Raw genomic sequence first — 16,820 nt, 5'->3', positions numbered from 1 at the left:
AGGGCGACACCGACAACGGTCCCGGGGTTGTACGGAACCGTTGTGGTTCAGCTCACTTCGGCGTGACCGTACCGTCTGTCAGCCCGTCGTACATCCCCTGGACCAGCTGTCCCCCGAGCCGGCCGGTCAGCCGGAGCGCGTCCTCGAAGGCGGCGAGGGCACGGAACTGCGCTCCGTACCGCTGCTGTTCGGCGAGCGGCAGGCGCGGCAGCTGGAGGCGGCGGGCGTCGAGCCGGGTCGCGGTCGACGCGTAACTGCTGGCCTGCCGGTTGTTGGCGGTGCCGCGCAGGAAACCGGCGAGGAACCACGGGTCGAGAGCGGCCGGATCGGGGCGCAGCAGCTGAAGGTTGCGGCCCAGTGCGGCGCCCGCGGTGGCCTCGTCGATCACCCGGGCGACGGTGCCGCCGCCCAGTACGGGGACGACGACATCACCGGGCTCGACGAGGACCGGCTCCTCGGGCGGCCCGTCGGTGGTGGCGGGAAGTGTTCCGGAGGGGGCGGTGGAGCCCAGGACGTCGTATTCCGTGAGGACGGGTCCGGGTCCGGTGCCGGAGCCGCCGGTGCGGAGCTGGAGTGCGCCGGCACGGGCGAGTTCACCGACGGTGGTGAGAGGCCAGCGGGCCGGGTCGGAGAGGTCCGCGAGCGGCGGGGTGAGAGTGGCGGTCAGCCGCAGCGTCTCGGTCAGCCGGTCCCGTACGCGGGTGAGTTCGGCCGACCCGCCGGCGGCCGTCGGCGGGGGCAGATGGCGGGCGGGAGCCAGGTCCACATCGTCGTCCAGGAGTTCGATGACGGGGACGACCCGGCTGACACCCGGCCGGTCCGGGCCGGTCCGGCCGAGGGAGGCGTCCGACTCGGGACCGGTCCGCTCCGCCCGGTCGAACGGCTCCCACGCGTCCAGCACGGCGCTGCGCACCGCTTGCCAGTCGAGCCGGTCGCGCCCGCCCGACGCGGTGGCGGCAGCGGTCGCCGCGGCCGGTTCGGCGGGCTCGGCGGTGTCCACGAGCAGCAGCTCCGGTGAGGGGCGCACACCGGCGCCCGGCTTGCGCAGCACCCAGAGGTGGAGCGGGATGCCGTACGGGGGCGCTGCGCCGGCCGGAAGGGCGACGACGGCACGAAGGGCACCGCGGCGCAGCAGATCGGCACGGATCCGGCGGCCGGAACGGCGCGACGCGGCGGCCGGGGGCATCAGCAGGACGGCGGTGCCGCCCTCGCGCAGATGCGCCAGCGCGTGCTGGACCCAGGCGAGTTCGGACTCCGTACGGGCGGGGAAGCCGTACTCCCAGCGGGGGTCGTAGGCGAGCTCGTCGTGCCCCCAGTTGCGCTCGTTGAACGGCGGGTGGCAGAGCACGGCGTCGACGGCGAGCCGTGGGAACGCGTCGGCGCGCAGGGTGTCGCCGGTCCGCACGGCGACCGTGCAGCTCTCGACGGTGGAGTTCAGGGCGAGGCGGAGCGCGGTGAGCGCAGCGAGGTCGGGGTCGGCATCCTGCCCGTACAGGGCGGTCGGACGGCTGAGGGCGCGCAGCAGGGCGCCGGTTCCCGTCGCCGGGTCGAGGACCGTACGGGCGGACCGGCTGCCCGTCTCCACGAGGGCGGCCATCAGCTCGGCGAGGTCCGGAGGGGTGAGGGTGAACTGGCGCGGGTTGGCGTCGAGCTGGCGGCCGAGGAGGAACTCGAAGGCCTGACGGGCGCCGATCCCGGCGGCGAGTTCGGCAGTGGCGCGCAGCAGGGGAACGGACGGAAGGAGTTCGTCGGCGGTGGGGGTGTGAACAGCGCGTACGCACCCGCTCGGTCCGCCTCCGCTTCCGTCGCCCGACTCGGCGACCGGACCGAAGCGGGCGGCGAGCAGGTCGGTCAGGGCGAGGTGCAGCACCGTGGCCATCCGCTCGTCCGACACGGCGGTGATCTCCAGCCAGGCGGTGGGCCTGTCCCGGACGAGCAGCAGGGCGCAGCCCGCGTGGACGAGGGCGGGGACGGCGCCGGCCGGGTGCCCGGCCAGTTGCTGCCAGACCCGTTCACGGAGCGGGATCTCGGCGAGCTTCCCCTGGTCGCGCAGCCACTGTTCGACTTCCGGCAGGGCGAAGGACGGGCTGGTCTCCGTGCCGCCGACCGGCTTGGGGAAGTCGGCGTGGCGGCGGCGCCAGTTGCTGACGGCGGCGCGGCCCACGCCCGCGAGCCGGGCGATCCCGGCCGCGGTCACCTCTGTCGAGTTCTCCGGCACTGACTGTCTCCCTGGTCCTGGCGCCCTGGTCCTGATCCGTCCGCGCTGCCTGCTCTGTGTAGGCGAGCATACCGAGCCGTTCACACGACATCGGTTCACGCCGTGCATGAACCTGTTTCGCGTGAACGCTGTTGACTCGGTTCACAAGCTCTGCTGTTATTGACCTGTCGCTACACCAGGCGGCGCAGCATTCCGCTCACCACTCATCCCTGTACTTGCCGGAGGGCACAGCCATGTCCCAGTTCACGCAGCCGCCGCAGTCCCCGCAGCCCCAGCAGCCGTACGCCCCGGCCCGGACGCCGGGCCTCCGCCCGGCCCGCAACGGCCTCGGCATCGCGGCACTGATCCTCGGCATCATCGGCGCCGTCTCCGGCCTGATCCCGTTCCTCTTCTGGCTGGCGGGCATCCTCGGCGTCATCGCCCTGATCCTCGGCCTGGTCGGCCGGGGCCGGGTCAAGCGCGGCGAGGCCACCAACAAGGGCGCGACCACGTTCGGCGCCGTCCTCGGTCTGATCGCGCTGATCCTCTCGGTGGTCGGCGCGGTGATCACGTTCAAGGCGGTGGGCGACGCGGTGGACGAGCTCGACAAGGCGGTGTCGGACACCACGGCCACCGCCGCGCCGAAGGCCGGCGGCACGGGCTCCGGAAAGGACAAGGGCAAGGATTCCGGCGGCAAGCCGGACGCCGGCAAGGCGCTGGAGGCCGGTGACTCGGCCGTCTACGACGACGATCTGACGGTCACGGTCGGCGGCGCGACCTCGTACACCCCCGACTCGTACGCCGCCGGTCACACGAAGGGCAACAAGGCGTACCGGATCGCCGTGGTCATCGAGAACGCGGGCAAGGAGAAGTTCGACTCGGCGCTCGTCAGCGTCGAGGCGCGGGCCGGCAAGGACGGCGTGGACGCCGAGCAGATCTTCGACGGCAAGGTCGGCGAGGGCTTCAGCGGCACGGTCCTGCCGGGCAAGAAGGTCACCGTCCAGTTCGCCTTCGACGCCCCGGCGGACGCCAAGAACCTGACCGTCGAGGTCAACCCCGGCTTCACGTACGACGCCACCCAGTGGGACCTGAAGCTCTAGAGCGCCCCGCCCCTTCGCCACCCCGACGGGAGCCCGACCATGCGCCTCCTCGCCCGCATCGCCGCAACCGCTCTGCGCACCGCGACAGCGACGCTCTGCGCCGTCACGGCCCTGGCTCTCACGGCCTGCAACCCGGTGTTCGCGCAGCAGAACGACACCGCGCCCTTCGCCCGTCTGACGGGCCCCGAAGTCGCCGACAAGGCCCTGGCGGCGACCCGGGCCGCCAAGGCGGTACGTATCACCGTGGGAACGAAGTCACCCGACGGCACCCCGGTCGAGGCGTACGTGGCCACCGACATCAGGGGCGAGTGCACGGTGACCCTGTCCATGGGCGCGGCAGGCACGATGGACCTGGTCAGGACCGGCGGCACGGTCTACACCCAGTCCGACGAGGCGATGCTGCGGGCGGCTTCCGCGGGCCGGCCGCGGCACACCGACACGAACGCCGAGGTCAAGAAACTCACGGGCCGCTGGGTGAAGGCGGACCGCGCCGACAGGTTCACGGCGCAGACCCTGGGCTACTGCGACCGGAGGGGTTTCCTCGACCGCCTGGCGGAGTACAGCGATACCGCGCACAAGGGGAGGGCGACCACTGTCGGTTCCGTGCCCGCCCTGTCCCTCACCGGCCGGACGGGCGGCGGGACATGGCAGGCGGCGGTCGCCGCGGAGGGCAGGCCCCACCTCCTGAAGCTGCGCTTCAGCACGGGGACCCCGCTCACCGTCGAGTTCACCGAGTTCGACAAACCGTTCACGGTGAAGAGACCGGCCGTCTGAGACACGGACCCGCCTGTACGCACGTACAGGCGGGTCGTTCGTCGTCACACCCGATGCCGTACCCAGACATTGGGCTCCACGTACACCGCGTATCCGTGCGCCACCGAACACTGCACCGGCACCAACGCCCCCGGAACCTCCACCGGGCCGTCCTCGTCGAACGGCAGCCCGGTCCAGGACCGCCACCGCTCGAGGGAACCCGACACCGTCATGGACACCGGCGCCACCGCCTCGATCACACCGCCCGCCCGCACATGGACGCGCAGCCACGGGTCGAACGGAAGCCCATCCTCCGCCCGGGTCCGGCGGGCGTACTCCTCCATCGGGGCCGAGGCGTCCAGGTGCTTGGCGCTCGGCCGCACGGGGGCGACGAGCTCCCGGAACCCGAGCCGCCCGGCGTTCTCCCGCATCGCGGCGACCATCCGCCCCGAGATCCCCTCCCCCTGCCGCCCCTTGGCGACGGCGATCTCGACCGCGCCGACCGTGTCCGGCGTACGCCCACGCCGCAGGTCGGAGAAGGCCCACAGCAGCGACTGGTCCCAGCCACCCTCGGGCAACTCCCCGCGCCCAGGGACATGCAGCGCGAACGGCACGCTGTACGCCCGCGCGGCGACACCGCCGTCCGGGTCCGTCGCGACGAGCGCGTACTCCGGGAAATCGACGGCGAGCCTGGGGTAGTTGGCCCACCCGACGAGGTCCTCCAGGACGAACTCCGGCCAGGTCTCGGGCATCTCCTGCATGGGTCCGGCGAGCTCGGGGCGCGCGGCGAGGGTGGTGATCTTCAGCTCCATCCACCACACGCTAGGCAGCGGGATTCCCGAAGCCAACCTGTTTGCCGATGCCCCGCCGCACGGCCGCGGCGGCGTGAGCGCGCGTACGCCCGGCGCCGTCCGGCTCCGTCGGCGCCGGACCACCCGGAGGGGCGGCTGCCTCCAGCGCCTCGTGCGTGACCCTTCTCAGCGGCCCGACGCCGTCAACCGCCGCACTGCGCCAGCATCGCCCGCTTGTCGGCGGTGGTCACCGGCAGCGCGTACTTCAGCGAGACCTGCGCGAACCGCACCGCGTACGAGCAGCGGATCTGCTTGTACGGCGGCAGCCAGGAGGCCGGGCCGGAGTCACGCTTGGCGTTGTTGGCCGGGCCGTCGACCGGGATCAGGTTGAGCGGGTCGTTGGCGATCTGCTGACGCTTGGCCTCGGGCCAGCGCGAGGCGCCCATCTGCCAGTCGTACGAGAGCGGCATGACGTGGTCGATCTGGACCTTCGTCGCCTGCCGCTTGCTCCACTCGATGGTCGAGCCGGTGTACGGGTCCTTGAGGGTCATGGAGACGACGACGCAGTCCGACCCCGACCGGAGCTCGACATCCTTTCCGTCCCTGGCCAACAGGTCGTTGCGGGTGTCGCAGCCGTTGCGGGACAGCGGGATCCCGTCGACCGAATCCTTCCAGGCGTAGCCGAACTTGTCCCGCTCGTAACCGGTCTTCGGCCCGCGGCCCTTCGTGTCGACCTTCTCGATGAGCTTCCGGGCGGCGGCCCGGTCCGTGTCGGAGGTGAGAGGGGCGAGGCCGGGCTTCGTGCCGTCGGGGTTGCTCAGCGGGCCGGCGCCGAAGCCGCCCGCCGACTGCCCGCCGCCCCCCGATCCGCTGCCACCGGCGGTCACGTCATCGGGGTCACAGCCCGCCAGGGCCAGAACCGCCGCCGCGCACAGCGCGGGCAGCATCACTCGGTACGCGTGGGGAGATATCACTCGAAGCCGTCCTGACGGGGGAAGTCGAACCCGCGAATCCTACGGACGTCTTCCCCGCCGAAGGACGTTCATGGCCGCGAACCCCGAAGGATGCGGCCCGAATCACACTCCCCTTCTCCCGACGCCTGCCTCCTCACACCTTCCCGATGCCGAGCGTCGTCTCGGACGGCAGCAACCCGGACCCGATCGCCGCAACCCACAGCGGCCCCAGCAGCTCCACGAGCCGCTCCCGCTCTCCCTCGCCGAGCACCCGCCAGGGTGCGGACGCCTGCTCGTCGGTGCGCCTCTCGACTTCGGTACGCAGCGCCCGGCCGGCCTCCGTCGCCGTACCGTCCTCCTCCAACAGCCCGCGCTTCACCAGCCGTCCGCGGGCCGCGTCCCACTCCTCGCCGCTCCAGGCCCGGCTCTCGAACACCTCCGGGCGTGCGGCACCGATGCCGGCGAACGAGACCAGCGACTCGACCGGGTCGAGCCCCGCCTCGGCGAGCGCGGCGATGTGCCCGTCCCCGCGGTGCTCGCGCAGAACCGTCGCCGCGTGCCAGAGCGCCGAATGCGGTGCCTCCGGCCACGGCAGGGCGGCGTTGGCCTCGGCCAGCGGGCGACCGGTCACATCGGCGGCCTCCGCGACGCGCCGGGCCAGCGCGGCGGCGTCGGTGATCTCCGGGCCGGCGGCCTGCTCCCCGAACAGCGCCCGGTACGCACGGTCGACCGCCTTCGTGCGGGCCGCGACCACCGCATCGGGAGAGGCGACGGACCAGGCGGCCGGAATGTGCTCACGCACCATCTGTGGACTGAAGCTGTGGAAGGTTTCGGCGACCCGCTCCGCGCCCACCGCCCCCAGCGGCGCCGCGCGCCAGGCGAAGTAGCTGGGCCAGCGCTCATCGGTGCGGTAGCCGAGCGCGGCCGCCTCCTCGAACGCCTCCGGCGCGTAATAGAGCACCGCGTGCAGAGGCTCCAGCAGGTGCCACATCTGACGTACGCGCCCCAACTCCTCGGACATGTCTCCACCCTCCGACCGATCCATCATCTTGTCGCTGACTAGTTCTAGAGAATCCTCGTCCCACCCGAACTTGTCAATGACTAGATTCCGCGTAATGTGCTGACCATGAGCAGCGATCGCACCTACCACCACGGCGACCTGCGACGGGCCGTCCTCACCGCCGCACTCGACGTCATCCGCACCGAGGGCCCCGGCGCCCTGAGCCTGCGCGACCTGGCCCGCCGGGCCGGCGTCTCCCACGCCGCCCCCGCCCACCACTTCAAGGACCGCACGGGCCTGCTCACCGCCATCGCCGCCGAGGGGTACGGACTCTTCGCCGACGCGCTCGCCGACGCGCCGGACCTACGGGAACGGGGTGTGCGGTACGTACGGTTCGCGGCCGGCCACCCCGCGCACTTCCAGGTGATGTTCCAGCCGGAGCTCCACCACCCGGACGACCCGGAACTCCTCGCGGCGAAGGCCCGCGCGGCACAGGCGCTGCGCGCAGGGGTCACCGGCCTCCCCGCCGAGGGACGCGGTGACGACCCGCGCCTCGCCGGCATCGCCGCCTGGTCCCTGGCCCACGGCTACGCCACCCTGCTCCTCAGTGGCAATCTGAACGACCCGCTGGGCGACCGGAACCCCGAGGAGGTGTTCCGGTCGCTCACCCGGCTGCTGTTCACGACCCCAGAATCGTCGTGAGGAACTCGCCGGTCCAGGCCAGCAGTTCGCGGCCGACGACCGGCTTGCCGCCGACCCTTCCGGTGGTCGGGCGCGGGACCAGGATCTGGTGGAGAGCCGGCTTGATCACCGTCTTCGGGTAGAGGCGCTTCAGGCGCAGTTCCTGCGACTCGCGCAGTTCCACCGGGGCGAACCGGATGTTCGGGCCCTGGAGCACGATGTCGCCGACGCCGCAGGCACGGGCCAGCATCCGCAGGCCCGCGACGAGCAGGAGGTTCTCGACCGGCTCCGGGAGCTTGCCGTAGCGGTCGGTGAGCTCCTCGCGGACCGCCTTGATGTCGTCCTCCGTGGTGGCGGACGCGATCGCGCGGTACGCCTGGAGACGCAGCCGCTCGCCGGGGGCGTAGTCGTGCGGGACGTGCGCGTCGACCGGGAGCTCGATCTTGACCTCCAGCGGCGGCTCCTCCTCGACGCCGCCTTCGAGCGAGGCCCGGTAGTCGGCGACGGCCTCGCCGACCATGCGTACGTACAGGTCGAAGCCGACGCCCGCGATGTGGCCGGACTGTTCGCCGCCCAGAAGGTTTCCGGCGCCGCGGATCTCCAGGTCCTTCATGGCCACGTACATGCCCGCGCCCATCTCCGTGTGCTGGGCGATCGTGGCCAGGCGCTCGTGGGCGGTCTCGGTGAGCGGCTTCTCCGGCGGGTACAGGAAGTACGCGTAACCGCGCTCCCGGCCACGGCCGACGCGCCCGCGCAGCTGGTGGAGCTGGGAGAGACCGAAGTTGTCGCCGCGCTCCACGATCAGCGTGTTGGCGTTGGAGATGTCGATGCCGGACTCGACGATCGTCGTCGAGACCAGGACGTCGAACTTCTTCTCCCAGAAGTCGACGACGACCTGCTCCAGGGCCTGTTCCGACATCTGCCCGTGTGCGGTCGCGATCCGGGCCTCGGGGACGATCTGGCGGAGGCGGGCGGCCGCGCGGTCGATGGACTCGACACGGTTGTGGATGTAGAACGCCTGCCCCTCACGCAGCAGTTCACGACGGATGGCCGCGCCGATCTGCTTCTCCTCGTACGGGCCGACGAAGGTCAGGACCGGGTGGCGCTCCTCGGGAGGCGTGGTGATCGTCGACATCTCGCGGATGCCGGTGACAGCCATCTCGAGCGTGCGGGGGATCGGCGTCGCGGACATGGTGAGCACGTCGACGTTGGCCCGGAGCTTCTTCAGCTGCTCCTTGTGCTCGACGCCGAAGCGCTGCTCCTCGTCGACGATGACCAGCCCCAGGTCCTTGAACTTCGTCTCCGAGGAGAACAGCCGGTGCGTGCCGATGACCAGGTCGACGGAGCCCTCACGCAGACCTTGAAGGGTCGCCTTCGACTCGGTGTCGGACTGGAAGCGGCTCAGCGCCCGTACGCTGACCGGGAATTGGGAGTAGCGCTCGGTGAACGTGCCGTAGTGCTGCTGGACCAGGAGCGTGGTGGGAACGAGAACGGCCACCTGCTTGCCGTCCTGCACCGCCTTGAACGCGGCACGCACCGCGATCTCCGTCTTGCCGTACCCGACGTCGCCGCAGATCAGCCGGTCCATCGGGACCGACTTCTCCATGTCCTCCTTGACCTCGGCGATCGTGGTGAGCTGGTCCGGCGTCTCCGCGTACGGGAAGGCGTCCTCCAGCTCGCGCTGCCACGGGGTGTCGGGGCCGAAGACATGGCCGGGCGCCGCCATCCGCGCCGAGTACAGCTTGATGAGGTCGGCGGCGATCTCCTTGACGGCCTTCTTGGCACGCGCCTTGGTCTTCGTCCAGTCGGCGCCGCCGAGCCGGTGCAGGGTGGGGGCCTCACCGCCGACGTACTTGGTGACCTGCTCCAGCTGGTCGGTCGGGATGTAGAGGCGGTCACCGGGCTGGCCACGCTTGGCGGGGGCGTACTCGACGAGCAGGTACTCGCGGGTGGCGCCCTGCACCGTGCGCTGCACCATCTCGATGTAGCGGCCCACACCGTGCTGCTCGTGGACGATGTAGTCGCCCGTCTCCAGCGTCAGCGGGTCGATGGTCTTGCGGCGGCGGGCCGGCATCCGGCCCAGGTCCTTGGTGGCGGTGCGCTGACCGGTCAGGTCCGTCTCGGTGAGGACGGCGAGCTTCAGCGCCGGGTCGACGAAGCCGTGGTCGATCGCACCGCACGAGACATGGACGACCGACGGCGAGATCTCCGCCAGGTCCGCGTCGAGGCGGGCCGGGATGCCTTCGCCGCCGAGCACCTCGACGGTACGGGTGGCGAGCCCCTGGCCCTCGGTGACGTACACCGTGCGCCAGCCCTCGGCGAGCCAGCCCTTGGTGTCGGCGAGCGCCCGGGCGGTGTCGCCGCGGTACGACTCCGGGGCGTGCATCGTGAGCTTCAGCGTGTCCTCGTCGAGCTCGGCGTCCGCGGCGAACGGCGAGACCGACCACCACATCATGTTCAGCTCGCGAGCCCGGTCGCGGACGTCCGCGATGCCCCACAGGGAGGCGGCGTCGACATCGATCGGGGCTTCACCACCACCAGCCGTCGCCGCCCAGGACGCCTGGAGGAACTCCTGGCTGGTGGCGACCAGGTCCGCGGCCCGGGTGCGGACCCGCTCAGGGTCGCAGACCAGCGCCATCGACCCCTTGGGCAGCACGTCGAGCAGCAGCTCCATGTCGTCGACGAGGACCGGGGCGAGGGACTCCATGCCCTCCACCGCGATCCCTTCGGCGATCTTGCCGAGCAGCTCGCCCAGCTCCGGGTGGCGCTCGGCGAGGGCGGCGGCCCGTTCGCGCACCTCGTCGGTGAGCAGCAGCTCACGGCAGGGCGGCGCCCACAGCCCGTGCTCGGCGATCTCCAGCGACCGCTGGTCGGCGATCTTGAAGTAGCGGATCTCCTCGACGTCGTCGCCCCAGAACTCCACCCGGAGGGGGTGCTCCTCGGTCGGCGGGAAAACGTCCAGAATGCCGCCACGGACGGCGAACTCACCGCGCTTCTCGACCAGTTCGACCCGGGAGTACGCGGCTGCCGCGAGCGCCTCGACGGTCTTGCCGAGATCGGCGCTCTGGCCGATGCGCAGCGCCACGGGCTCCAGGTCGCCCAGCCCCTTGACCTGCGGCTGCAGTACGGAACGCACCGGTGCGACGACGACGCTGACCGGGCCGGTCTCGGGGTCGTCGGCCCTCGGGTGCGCGAGCCGGCGCAGCACCGCGAGACGGCGGCCCACCGTGTCGGAGCGCGGTGAGAGCCGCTCGTGCGGCAGGGTCTCCCAGGACGGGAACTCGGCGATGCTGTCCGGGGGCAGCAGCGTCCGCAGGGCGGCGGCCAGGTCCTCGGCCTCCCGTCCGGTCGCGGTGACGGCGAGCACCGTCCGCCCGGCCTCGCGGGCCAGTGCGGCCACGGCGAAGGGGCGGGCAGCAGCAGGGCCGACGAGGTCGACATGCATCCGGTGGCCGTCGCTGGCGGCCTTCACCGCTTCGGCGAGTGCCGGGTCACGTACGACGGCATCCAGCAGACCGTGCAGGCTCATGAAGCGCTTCCGTCCGGGTTACGAGGGCGAGGTTCCGGCAGCCGGCTGCTGCCAGGGGGCAACGCGAAGGGCCCGACACGTATCACGGGCCGGGGGTTCCCAGCGTACGACTCCCCTGTGACACCCGCGCCCGCAATCCGGCTCGGCGGGCCGGATCCGGTCGCCCCGCGGCCCCGGCCGGCCACGTCCTACGGCACGTCGTCCCCCGGCGGTGCGGGGGACGACGCGACGGGAGCAGCGGCAACGCAACCGGCTCCGGGGTGTTTGGAGGAACACCCCGGAGCCGGACCAGTCATCCTACGTGGATCTCCGCGACCGCTATTCGGTGGCGATCGCGTTCAGCACGTTCATCCGGCCCGCCCGGAACGCCGGGACCAGGGCCGCGAACAGGCCGACGAAGGCCGAGCCGACGAAGACCGTGAGGATCGTCGGCCACGGAATCTCCAGCACGCCGAGGCCTTCCAGGGCCAGCAGCTTCTGCGCGGCCGTGCCCCAGCCCATGCCCAGGCCGAGGCCGAGCAGGGCACCGAAGAGCGCGATGACCACCGACTCCAGGCGGATCATGCGGCGCAGCTGGCGGCGGGAGAGGCCGATGGCACGCATCAGGCCGATCTCCCGGGTCCGCTCGACCACCGACAGGGCCAGGGTGTTCACCACACCGAGCACCGCGACGATGATCGCGAGCGCCAACAGACCGTAGACGATGTTCAGCAGCTGGCCGATCTGGTCCTTCAGGTCCTGCTTGAAGTCGGCCTGGTTCTGCACGGTGTACTGCGGGTAGGCGGCGAGGGCGTCCTTGAGGGCCGCGTACGCCTCCTTCTGCTTGCCGTCCTGCGCCTTGGCGAACATGATCATGTTCTTCGGCATCTTGTCGGCGGGGACGTACTTCTCGGCGGTCGTGATGTTGGTGTACATCGCGCCCTTGTCGACGTTCGTGTCGTCCGAGGTGATCGCGGCGACCTTCAGCTTCGCCGTCCCACCGTCCTTGAACGCGACGGTGATCCGGTCGCCGACCTCGATCTTGTGCCGGGTGGCGTACGTGTCACCGACCGACATGGCGTCCTTGCCGTAGGCGTCGGCCAGATTCCCCGAGACCGTCTCGCGGCGCAGGTCGTCCTGGTACGTCGGGTCCGCGGCGACGACACCCTCGTCCTCGACCGCGCCGTCGGGGGCGGTGAGCTTGGCACCGACCGACTTGTAGTCGGTGATGTGCTCGATACCCGGGACGGCCTCCAAGGCCTTCGCGGCCTGCGGCACGATCGGCTGGGGCGGGTTGCCGCTCGGCTGGACGATGAAGTCCGCGCCGACCGACCTGTCGAGCTCCTCGGTCGCCGAGGCGACCATCGACGAGCCGACGACGGAGAGACAGGCCACCAGCGCGAGGCCGATCATCAGGGCCGCTCCGGTCGCTCCGGTACGCCGCGGGTTGCGCAGCGCGTTGCGCTCCGCCATCCGTCCGACCGGACCGAACATCCGCAGCACCACCGTGCTGAGCACCCGGACCACGAAGCCGGCCAGCAGCGGACCGATCACGATGAAGCCGATCAGGGTGAGGACGACACCGGCACCGAGGAAGAGCGATCCGGTGCTCGCCTCGTCGGCCTGCGCCGCGGTGTACAGGGCGGCGCCACCGGCGGCCGTGAGGACCAGACCGATCAGGGCCCGTACCCGGCCGGAGCGGCCGTCCGCCGGGGTGCCGACTTCGCGCAGGGCGGCCATCGGGGAGATCTTCCCGGCCCGGCGGGCCGGGACGTACGCGGCGACGACGGTGACGATGACGCCGAGCGCCACCCCGAGCACCGGAGTGGTCCAGGCGACCGTGAGGTCCTCGGTGGACAGGTTCATACCCATGGCGGTCATGAGCTTCATCAGGCCGATGGCGACACCGATTCCGGCACCGACGCCGAGGACGGAGCCGACGAAGCCGAGGAACAGCGCCTCGACCAGCACGGACCGGTTGACCTGCCTGCGGCTGGAGCCGATGGCCCGCATCAGGCCGATCTCGCGGGTGCGCTGGGCCACCAGCATCGAGAAGGTGTTGACGATGAGGAAGATGCCGACGAGGAAGGCGATCCCGGCGAAGCCGAGCATCGCGTACTTCATCACGTCGAGGAAGGAACCCATCGAGTCCTTGTTGGCCTCCGCGGCCTCCTGCTGGGTCTGGAGCTTGTACGCGGCGCTGTCACCGAGGGCGGTGGCGACGTTCTTCTTCAACTGCGTGTCACTGACACCGGGTTCGGCGGTGACGGAGATGTGGGTGAAGACACCGGGCTTGCCGAGCAGCTTGGCCTGCGCGGTGGCGGTGTCGAGGTAGACCACGGCCGCACCCGGGTTGGTGACCTTGAAGGAGGCGATACCGCTGATCGTCGCCCTGATGTCGCCGGTGACGGCGATGGTGCGCAGCTCGTCACCGATCTTCAGGTGGTGCTTGTCCGCGGTGTCGGCGTCGACCATGACCTCGGTCGGTCCGCGCGGTGCGTGTCCGGAGGTGATCTCCATCGAACGCAGGTCGTTCCGAGTCCAGTTGCCCGCGATCGTCGGGGCGCCGGTCGAGGAGCCCATGTTCTTGTTGTGACTGTCGACGACGGTGACGGACATGCTGGTGACCGCGCCCTCGGCGGTCTTCACCCCGTCGGCCTCACCGGCCTGCTCGACAGCTGCGGCGGGCAGCGAGACGGGCCTGCCGTTCTGCGGCATCTCGTCGGCGCCCTGCGCGTTCCTGGGGCTGACGGTGACATCGGCCGAGGTCGCCGCGAACAGCTTGTCGAACGTGGTGTTCATCGTGTCGGTGAAGACGAGCGTGCCGCACACGAACGCCACCGACAGCAGGACCGCGACGGCGGAGAGCGCCATCCGTCCCTTGTGCGCGAAGAAGTTGCGCATCGAGGTCTTCCAGACGGTCATGACGTCCGCCCGCGCGCGTCGAAGTCCTTCATGCGGTCGAGGACCTGGTCGGCCGTCGGGTTGTGCATCTCGTCGACGATGCGACCGTCCGCGAGGTACAGCACCCGGTCGGCGTAGGAGGCGGCCACCGGGTCGTGGGTGACCATGACGATGGTCTGGTTCAGCTCGTCGACCGACTTGCGCAGGAAGGTCAGCACCTCGGCGCCGGCCCGCGAGTCCAGGTTCCCGGTGGGCTCGTCACCGAAGATGATCTCCGGGCGGGCGGCGAGCGCCCGGGCCACCGCGACGCGCTGCTGCTGGCCGCCGGAGAGCTCGGTGGGGCGGTGCTTCAGCCGCTCGGCGAGACCGACCGTGTCCACGACCTGCCGCAGCCATTCGGCGTCGGGCTTGCGGCCGGCGATGTCCATGGGCAGCGTGATGTTCTCCAGCGCGTTGAGCGTCGGGAGCAGGTTGAACGCCTGGAAGATGAAGCCGATCCGGTCCCGGCGCAGCTGGGTGAGCTTCTTGTCCTTGAGCTTCGTGATCTCGGTTTCGTCCAGGTGGATCTCACCCGAGGTCACGGTGTCCAGACCGGCCAGGCAGTGCATCAGCGTCGACTTGCCGGAGCCGGACGGGCCCATGATCGCCGTGAACTGCCCGCGGGCGATGTCCACATCGACATGGTCGAGCGCGACGACCCGGGTCTCCCCGGCTCCGTACGCCTTGACGACCTGGCGCGCTCGCGCAGCGACGGCCGTACGCCCTCCAGTGCCCCCGTGCCTGGGAATGGTTACAGCCGTTGTCACGGTAATTCTCCTATGTCGGTCGATAGCTGGACGTCGTGGTGCCCGTACTGAGTGCGTCGTTGTGTACGTACTGAGTCTGGAGCCTGACGGCTGTCGGCGCGCTGGTGCCCAGCGCAGTCTTCGGGTGGGGTTTTCCCCACCCCGCCCCCTGCGGTCAGCCGCAATCGCGGTGTAGGAACACGCTAAGGAACGGGAGCCCTGCGCCACGTCCTCCGCCGGGAGGAACCGTCCCCGGCCAGATGTAAGGAGCTACCCCTAGGGGTCTCCGCCCCTGGGTGGAGCCGGATATCAGGGGGCTCCACCCACGGGCGGTCGCGGGCAGCCGTGGCCGTTCCGGTGTCCTGGCGCGGCAGTGGGTGAGACAGTGTCCCCGGGAAAGTACGTGCATAGGGAAGGGATCTTTGTGAGCGCGGGCGGCGATACCGAAGCGATGTCCGGGTCCGGACCGGCCCCCGCACCCTCCTCCACCGCACACCCTGGCCGTGGCCGTGGCCGCGTCGTGGCCGCGCTGATGCTCGGCATGGCCCTGACCGCGATCGACGGCACCATCGTCTCCACCGCGGTCCCCCAGATCGTCGGCGACCTCGGCGGGTTCGCCGTCTTCTCCTGGCTCTTCTCCGGCTATCTGCTGGCCGTGACGGTCACCCTCCCGGTCTACGGCAAGCTCTCCGACACCTTCGGCCGCAAGCCGGTCCTGATCGCCGGCATCATCCTCTTCCTCGCCGGATCGGTTCTCTGCGCCGTCGCCTGGAACATGGCCGCCCTGATCGCCTTCCGCGTCGTCCAGGGGCTCGGCGGCGGCGCGCTGCAGGGCACGGTGCAGACCATCGCCGCCGACCTCTACCCGCTCAAGGAACGCCCGAGGATCCAGGCCAGGCTGTCCACCGTCTGGGCGACGTCCGCCGTCGCGGGGCCGGTGGTCGGCGGCCTGCTCGCGACGTACGCCGACTGGCGCTGGATCTTCCTGATCAACCTGCCGATCGGGGCGGTCGCGCTCTGGCTGGTCGTCCGCCACCTCCACGAACCCTCCCGGGCCCGCCGCACCGCGGGTACATCCCGGCTCCGCATCGACTGGGCGGGCGCCCTCGCCGTCTTCGCGACCGGCGCCCTGCTGCTGACCGCGCTCGTGCAGGGCGGCGTCGCCTGGCCCTGGCTGTCGGCGCCGTCGCTCGGCCTGCTGGGCACGAGCGCCGTCCTGGCCGCGCTGACGGTTGTCATCGAGCGACGCGCCGCCGACCCGATCATCCCCGGCTGGGTGTGGCGGCGGCGGACCATCGCCTCGGTCAATCTGGCCCTGGGGGCGATGGGGCTGCTGATGGTCGCCCCGACCGTCTTCCTGCCGACGTACGCGCAGGCGGTCCTCGGCCTCGGACCGATCGCCGCCGGTTTCGTGCTCTCGGTGATGACGCTGAGCTGGCCGGTGTCGGCGGCCCTGTCCAACCGGGTCTACAACCGCATCGGGTTCCGCCGCACCGCGATCATCGGCATGAGCGGCGCCCTGTTGATCCTGCTGTCCTTCCCGCTGCTGCCGTATCCCGGCGAGCCGTGGCAGCCGGCCCTGATCATGCTGCTGCTCGGTGCGGCGCTGGGGTTGTTCCAGCTCCCGCTGATCGTCGGCGTCCAGTCGACGGTCGGCTGGTCCGAACGTGGTACGACGACCGCCTCCGTGCTCTTCTGCCGCCAGGTCGGCCAGAGTCTTGGCGCCGCACTCTTCGGGGCCGTCGCCAACGGCGTCCTCGCGTCCCGGCTCGCCGACGCGCCCGTCCCCGGGCTGCCCGGCGACCTGGACGCGATCTCGCACGCACTGGACGACCCGGGTGCGCTCTCCGCCGCCGGGGCGGACCATCTGCGGCGGGCCGTCGACGCGGCCGTCGACCAGGTCTACCTCGGGGCCGCAGCGGCCGCGGCGGTGGCTCTGCTGGTGCTGGTCTTCGTGGCGCCACGTCGCTTCCCGATCCTCGCCGAGGGCGCCGAGGAGGCCGGCGGTGCCGGAAGCCGGGTCCTGAACGCCTCAGGAATTGACAAAGGACTGGACAACTGAAGGGTTACCGTAGGTAGTTCCGGCCAACCCCTCCCCAGCAGCTTTACTCACGAGTAACGTACGCGCATCCAGCAGCGCAGCCGCGC

The 16,820-nt window shown here is 71.0% G+C and carries 11 protein-coding genes; 4 read left to right on the top strand and 7 right to left on the bottom strand.

The window, feature by feature from the left end:
* Positions 1 to 52: 52 nt before the first annotated feature.
* Entirely contained in the window at positions 53 to 2,218 is a 2,166-nt protein-coding gene (locus OG963_RS27010) for an N-6 DNA methylase (RefSeq protein ID WP_093776521.1), read from the bottom strand.
* Between the two features lie 233 nt (positions 2,219 to 2,451).
* Between OG963_RS27010 and OG963_RS27005 the strand changes: the two genes are divergently transcribed.
* Both OG963_RS27005 and OG963_RS27000 read left to right on the top strand, forming a co-directional pair.
* The gene (locus OG963_RS27005; protein WP_093930371.1) at positions 2,452 to 3,297 is read left to right on the top strand and encodes a DUF4190 domain-containing protein; all 846 of its coding nucleotides are present in this window, start codon (positions 2,452 to 2,454) and stop codon (positions 3,295 to 3,297) included.
* A 39-nt stretch (positions 3,298 to 3,336) separates the two neighbouring features.
* Positions 3,337 to 4,071 carry a hypothetical protein gene (locus OG963_RS27000; protein ID WP_093776517.1) on the top strand — a complete coding sequence of 245 codons (735 nt, stop codon included), beginning with the start codon at positions 3,337 to 3,339 and terminating at the stop codon, positions 4,069 to 4,071.
* A 44-nt stretch (positions 4,072 to 4,115) separates the two neighbouring features.
* Here OG963_RS27000 and OG963_RS26995 read toward each other — a convergent pair whose 3' ends face one another.
* The 3 genes from OG963_RS26995 to OG963_RS26985 form a co-directional block, all read right to left on the bottom strand.
* Positions 4,116 to 4,862, bottom strand: a complete 747-nt coding sequence (locus OG963_RS26995) for an N-acetyltransferase (RefSeq protein ID WP_319325216.1) — start codon at positions 4,860 to 4,862, stop codon at positions 4,116 to 4,118.
* A 182-nt stretch (positions 4,863 to 5,044) separates the two neighbouring features.
* A complete protein-coding gene (locus tag OG963_RS26990; RefSeq protein WP_319739099.1) occupies positions 5,045 to 5,788 on the bottom strand; it encodes an HNH endonuclease family protein in 744 nt (247 codons plus the stop codon).
* Positions 5,789 to 5,948: 160 nt separating this feature from the next.
* Positions 5,949 to 6,815, bottom strand: coding sequence for a hypothetical protein (locus OG963_RS26985; protein WP_371799542.1), 867 nt, complete (start codon positions 6,813 to 6,815; stop codon positions 5,949 to 5,951).
* 105 nt (positions 6,816 to 6,920) lie between these two features.
* Here OG963_RS26985 and OG963_RS26980 point away from each other — a divergent pair, with 105 nt between their 5' ends.
* Positions 6,921 to 7,496, top strand: coding sequence for a TetR/AcrR family transcriptional regulator (locus OG963_RS26980; RefSeq protein ID WP_093930439.1), 576 nt, complete (start codon positions 6,921 to 6,923; stop codon positions 7,494 to 7,496).
* Here OG963_RS26980 and mfd read toward each other — a convergent pair.
* From mfd to OG963_RS26965, 3 genes are all read right to left on the bottom strand, one after another.
* Positions 7,474 to 11,004 carry a transcription-repair coupling factor gene (mfd, locus tag OG963_RS26975; protein ID WP_093776509.1) on the bottom strand — a complete coding sequence of 1,177 codons (3,531 nt, stop codon included), beginning with the start codon at positions 11,002 to 11,004 and terminating at the stop codon, positions 7,474 to 7,476. The two genes, OG963_RS26980 and mfd, sit on opposite strands and share 23 nt — an antisense overlap.
* Before the next feature lie 318 nt (positions 11,005 to 11,322).
* Positions 11,323 to 13,908, bottom strand: coding sequence for an ABC transporter permease (locus tag OG963_RS26970; RefSeq protein WP_371799541.1), 2,586 nt, complete (start codon positions 13,906 to 13,908; stop codon positions 11,323 to 11,325).
* Positions 13,905 to 14,693, bottom strand: a complete 789-nt coding sequence (locus OG963_RS26965; RefSeq protein ID WP_030926818.1) for an ABC transporter ATP-binding protein — start codon at positions 14,691 to 14,693, stop codon at positions 13,905 to 13,907. The genes OG963_RS26970 and OG963_RS26965 overlap by 4 nt, the downstream gene beginning before the upstream one ends.
* A gap of 430 nt (positions 14,694 to 15,123) precedes the next feature.
* On the opposite strand from OG963_RS26965, the gene OG963_RS26960 reads away from it, so the two are divergent.
* The gene (locus OG963_RS26960) at positions 15,124 to 16,734 is read left to right on the top strand and encodes an MFS transporter (protein ID WP_371799540.1); all 1,611 of its coding nucleotides are present in this window, start codon (positions 15,124 to 15,126) and stop codon (positions 16,732 to 16,734) included.
* The last annotated feature ends 86 nt before the right edge of the window (positions 16,735 to 16,820 follow it).

The organism is Streptomyces sp. NBC_01707 (assembly GCF_041438805.1).
Classification (GTDB): Bacteria; Actinomycetota; Actinomycetes; order Streptomycetales; family Streptomycetaceae; genus Streptomyces.
The sequence above is the reverse complement of the archived record's forward strand: the minus strand, read 5'-3'. Positions and strand labels throughout refer to the sequence as shown.

What these genes read in the sequence shown, in the direction of transcription:
- OG963_RS27005 (WP_093930371.1), top strand. Translation starts at nt 2,452, where the DNA reads ATGTCCCAGTTCACGCAGCCGCCGCAGTCCCCGCAGCCCCAGCAGCCG.
- OG963_RS27000 (WP_093776517.1), top strand. Translation starts at nt 3,337, where the DNA reads ATGCGCCTCCTCGCCCGCATCGCCGCAACCGCTCTGCGCACCGCGACA.
- OG963_RS26995 (WP_319325216.1), bottom strand. Translation starts at nt 4,862, where the DNA reads ATGGAGCTGAAGATCACCACCCTCGCCGCGCGCCCCGAGCTCGCCGGA.
- OG963_RS26970 (WP_371799541.1), bottom strand. Translation starts at nt 13,908, where the DNA reads ATGACCGTCTGGAAGACCTCGATGCGCAACTTCTTCGCGCACAAGGGA.
- OG963_RS26980 (WP_093930439.1), top strand. Translation starts at nt 6,921, where the DNA reads ATGAGCAGCGATCGCACCTACCACCACGGCGACCTGCGACGGGCCGTC.
- OG963_RS26960 (WP_371799540.1), top strand. Translation starts at nt 15,124, where the DNA reads ATGTCCGGGTCCGGACCGGCCCCCGCACCCTCCTCCACCGCACACCCT.
- OG963_RS26990 (WP_319739099.1), bottom strand. Translation starts at nt 5,788, where the DNA reads ATGCTGCCCGCGCTGTGCGCGGCGGCGGTTCTGGCCCTGGCGGGCTGT.
- mfd (WP_093776509.1), bottom strand. Translation starts at nt 11,004, where the DNA reads ATGAGCCTGCACGGTCTGCTGGATGCCGTCGTACGTGACCCGGCACTC.
- OG963_RS26985 (WP_371799542.1), bottom strand. Translation starts at nt 6,815, where the DNA reads ATGTCCGAGGAGTTGGGGCGCGTACGTCAGATGTGGCACCTGCTGGAG.